Origin of the sequence: Mesorhizobium sp. M7A.F.Ca.CA.001.08.2.1 (assembly GCF_003998455.1) — a bacterium.
In the GTDB taxonomy this organism is placed as follows: Bacteria; Pseudomonadota; Alphaproteobacteria; order Rhizobiales; family Rhizobiaceae; genus Mesorhizobium; species Mesorhizobium ciceri.
In genome coordinates this window covers 1-3,671 of sequence record NZ_RZPW01000642.1, presented here as the reverse complement: position 1 = coordinate 3,671, position 3,671 = coordinate 1, and the positions used below count along the sequence as shown (strand labels likewise).

The 3,671-nt window shown below is 63.1% G+C and carries 5 protein-coding genes; all 5 read right to left on the bottom strand.

Going from position 1 to position 3,671, the window contains the following annotated elements:
* Nucleotides 1-289 (bottom strand): MFS transporter (locus EN914_RS28105; protein ID WP_245497854.1); only part of this gene is annotated, 289 nt, incomplete at its 3' end.
* Nucleotides 290-536: 247 nt separating this feature from the next.
* Nucleotides 537-872: a Grx4 family monothiol glutaredoxin gene (grxD, locus tag EN914_RS28100; RefSeq protein WP_013532137.1), complete on the bottom strand. Its 336-nt coding sequence runs from the start codon at nucleotides 870-872 to the stop codon at nucleotides 537-539.
* A 140-nt stretch (nucleotides 873-1,012) separates the two neighbouring features.
* The gene (locus tag EN914_RS28095; RefSeq protein ID WP_010909092.1) at nucleotides 1,013-1,246 is read right to left on the bottom strand and encodes a BolA/IbaG family iron-sulfur metabolism protein; all 234 of its coding nucleotides are present in this window, start codon (nucleotides 1,244-1,246) and stop codon (nucleotides 1,013-1,015) included.
* A gap of 125 nt (nucleotides 1,247-1,371) precedes the next feature.
* Nucleotides 1,372-1,884 carry a hypothetical protein gene (locus EN914_RS28090; RefSeq protein ID WP_024504561.1) on the bottom strand — a complete coding sequence of 171 codons (513 nt, stop codon included), beginning with the start codon at nucleotides 1,882-1,884 and terminating at the stop codon, nucleotides 1,372-1,374.
* A partial coding sequence (purL, locus tag EN914_RS28085) for a phosphoribosylformylglycinamidine synthase subunit PurL (protein ID WP_127389400.1) occupies nucleotides 1,881-3,671 on the bottom strand: 1,791 nt, incomplete at its 5' end. The genes purL and EN914_RS28090, both read right to left, overlap by 4 nt.

Sequence of the window (3,671 nt, the reverse complement as noted above, 5' to 3'; positions counted from 1 at the left end):
CGGCTGCACCGATGCCTTGCACGGCCCGGCACAGCAGAAGTGTTTCAAAGCTTGGTGCAACGGCGGCGGCCGCAGCCGCGGCGACATAAATCACCAGCCCGGCGACCAGTGGTGCGCGACGTCCGAAGCGATCCGAGATCGGCCCGAAGAACAGCTGCCCGCCACCGAAGCCCAGAATGTAGGCCGTTATGACGTACTGCCGGTGGTTTTCATTTTCGACGCCGAGCGAGGCGCCGATCTGCTGCAGAGCCGGCAGCATGATATCGATGGCCAGCGAGTTCAGCGCCATCAGTGCCGCGCACAGAGCGATGAACTCCCAGCGCGGAATGGGCAGTTTGCTTGCCGATTGCGGCGCTGGTCTTGGCTGGTCCACGGCAAGTCCGATCTTTCAAACGAAAATGCGCCGGCGGGCCGGCGCATTGGCTCGTCCTGGTCCTGGGGTCAGGACATGAAAATTGCCGAGGTGAGGTTGCCCCGGTGCCTGGTGCTCGATGCCCGAAAATCAACGTCGATTTCGGGCATGCACAAAACAGAAATCAGGCGGCGCCTTTGACGCTGACGCCCTTCTCGACGAGGAACGTCTGCAACTCGCCCGCCTGGAACATCTCGCGCACGATGTCGCAACCGCCGACGAATTCTCCCTTGACGTAGAGTTGAGGGATCGTCGGCCAGTTGGAGTATTCCTTGATGCCCTGGCGCAGTTCAGCCGAGTCCAGGACGTTCACGCCTTTGTAGTCGGCGCCGATATAGTCGAGGATCTGGACGACCTGGCCGGAAAATCCGCATTGCGGGAAACCAGGTGTGCCCTTCATGAAAAGGACGACGTCGTTGCCCTTCACTTCATTGTCGATGTAGTCGTTGATGCCGCTCATGGAATATCCTTTCCCGCCTGTGGGAGTCAGGCTCGAAACATACCCTTCAAATAAACCCAACGATTGCTCGAAACAAGACGTTAGCCGCGCCGTGGCTGAAATGGCGCAAAGGATGAGCCGTGTTGGGCCAAGCGCTAAGGTCAGTCGGGAACGCTGGTCTGCAGCGCCAGTGCGTGCAACACGCCGCCCATATTGCCCTTCAGCGCGTCATAGACCATCTGGTGCTGCTGGACGCGGCTCTTGCCGCGAAAGCTCTCGGCCACCACCTCGGCCGCATAGTGGTCGCCGTCGCCGGCGAGATCGCGAATCGTCACCTTGGCGTCCGGAATGCCGTCCTTGATCAGTTTTTCGATGTCGTGGGCATCCATTGCCATGGCAAAATCCTGTTTCGAGCGGCCGGTAGCCGGCCATAAGATGAGAGTCGGGTGAGCCTAAAGCCTTTCCGGTCCGGATTGAAGCCGTTCTGTCCCGCCAACGGCCACACGGCTTCAGAGAAAGACTAGGCCGGTGGGCTTGCTTCATCCTCGGCAACGTCCTCGCGTGTCGAGAAAGCGCGGCCAAGGCTGAAGGCAAGCACATAGAGCGGCGCGTTGAGCAGCAGGCTGACAATGGGGAGATAGCTCGTCATTTGCCAAGCCGGCGAGAAGAACCCTTGGCCATGGCCGTCGCAGATGAGCGACGAGCCGTACTCCCACAACGCGCCCACGACCACCGTGCCGGCGAAAAGCTTGACGCAGGTGACGATGTGCCTTGCCCGTGCCGGATCCGGGAAAAGGCGGCCCCAGAGCACCAGGCAGATGATCGGGACCGCGTAGAGGAGGTTCTGCAGCGCCAGCATCGGGACGGCGCCGTTCGCCGCGGCAAGGAACTCCGCACGTGTTTCCAGCCGCATACAAACCTCGCTCGAGGTTGTCGACAGCAGGAAAAAGACGAACGGTCCCAGGAACCAGAAGAAGAACAGCGACGGCCAGAAAACGACTGCAAGCAGCGCCCGGGCAGCCAGTGTGGTCAACTAGCCTGATCCATGAAGCGCGGGAACCAGCCTTCGTGAGCCGAGGAGAGTTCGCTGACCGGGATTGCCCTGGCGTCGCCAAGCTTCAGCGCGCTGCCGCCTGTGGAGCCGATCCACGGCGCGAAGATGCCAAGCTCGCCCTGCTGCTTGCGAATGGCGTCCCATTCGTCACCATGCGGGTCGATCGACAGCGTCAGCAGATAACGGCCCTGATCCTCGCCGAACCAGACCGGGATCGGGTCGGTGCCGACAAGGCCGGGAACGGTGGCGCCGATGCCGGACGCCATCACCATTTCGGCTAAAGCCACCGCGATACCGCCATCGGAAACGTCATGCGCCGCCGTGACGATGCCGGAGGCGATGAGCGCGCGGACATGGTCGCCGACGCGCTTTTCATGCTCGAGGTCGACCGGCGGCGGCGGTCCATCCGTGCGGCCGTGTATGTCCCTGAAATAGACCGATTGCCCGAGATGCGTTCCCCAGGACGCCGGCGCGCCGACCAGCAGGATCATTTGGCCCTCGGCCGCAAAGCCGGCCCGCACCATCTTCGACCAATCGGCGATCAGGCCGACGCCGCCGATGGTCGGGGTTGGCAGGATGCCCTGGCCGTTGGTCTCGTTGTAAAGCGAGACATTGCCGGAGACGATCGGGAATTCGAGCGCACGACAGGCGTCGCCGATGCCCTTCACGGCACCGACCAGCTGGCCCATGATCTCGGGCCGTTCCGGGTTGCCGAAATTGAGGTTGTCGGTTGCGGCCAGCGGCAGAGCGCCGGTGGCGGTCAAGTTGCGCCAGCATTCGGCCACCGCCTGCTTGCCGCCCTCGTAAGGGTCGGCCTCGCAATAGCGCGGCGTCACGTCGGACGAGAAGGCGAGCGCCTTGGTCGCATGGCCTTCGACCCGCACCACGCCGGCATCGCCGCCTGGAAGCTGCAGCGAATTGCCCTGGATCAGCGTGTCATACTGCTCCCAGACCCAGCGGCGCGAAGACAGGTCGGGACCGCCGAGCAGCTTCAGCAGCGCATCGGCAACATCGGCCTGCGGAACGTCATTGGCGGCCAGCGGCGCCGGCTTCTTCGGTTCGGTCCACGGCCGGTCATATTCCGGAGCCTTGTCGCCAAGATCCTTGATCGGCAGGTTGGCAACCTCGTCGCCCTGGTGCAGCACGCGGAAGCGCAGATCGTCGGTGGTCTTGCCGACGATGGCGAAGTCGAGCCCCCATTTGTGGAAGATCGCCTCGGCTTCCTTTTCCTTTTCCGGACGCAGCACCATCAGCATGCGCTCCTGGCTTTCCGAAAGCATCATTTCGTAGGCGCTCATGCGCTCTTCGCGCACCGGCACCTTGTCGAGATCGAGCTCGATGCCGAGGTCGCCCTTGGCGCCCATTTCGACCGCCGAGCAGGTGAGGCCGGCCGCACCCATGTCCTGGATGGCGATGACGGCGCCCGAGGCCATCAGTTCGAGGCTGGCTTCCAGCAGGCACTTTTCGGTGAAGGGATCGCCGACCTGCACTGTCGGACGCTTCTCATCGATCTTGTCGTCGAATTCGGCCGAAGCCATGGTGGCGCCGCCGACGCCGTCGCGGCCGGTCTTGGCGCCGAGATAGACGACCGGCAGGCCGACTCCCTTTGCTTCGGACAGGAAGATCGCATCGGCCTTGGCAAGGCCCGCTGCAAAGGCGTTGACCAGGATGTTGCCATTGTAGCGGGCATCGAAATTGACCTCGCCGCCGACCGTCGGCACGCCGAACGCGTTGCCATAGCCGCCGACGCCGGAAACCACGCCTGA

What these genes read in the sequence shown, in the direction of transcription:
- grxD (WP_013532137.1), bottom strand. Translation starts at nt 872, where the DNA reads ATGAGCGGCATCAACGACTACATCGACAATGAAGTGAAGGGCAACGAC.
- EN914_RS28095 (WP_010909092.1), bottom strand. Translation starts at nt 1,246, where the DNA reads ATGGCAATGGATGCCCACGACATCGAAAAACTGATCAAGGACGGCATT.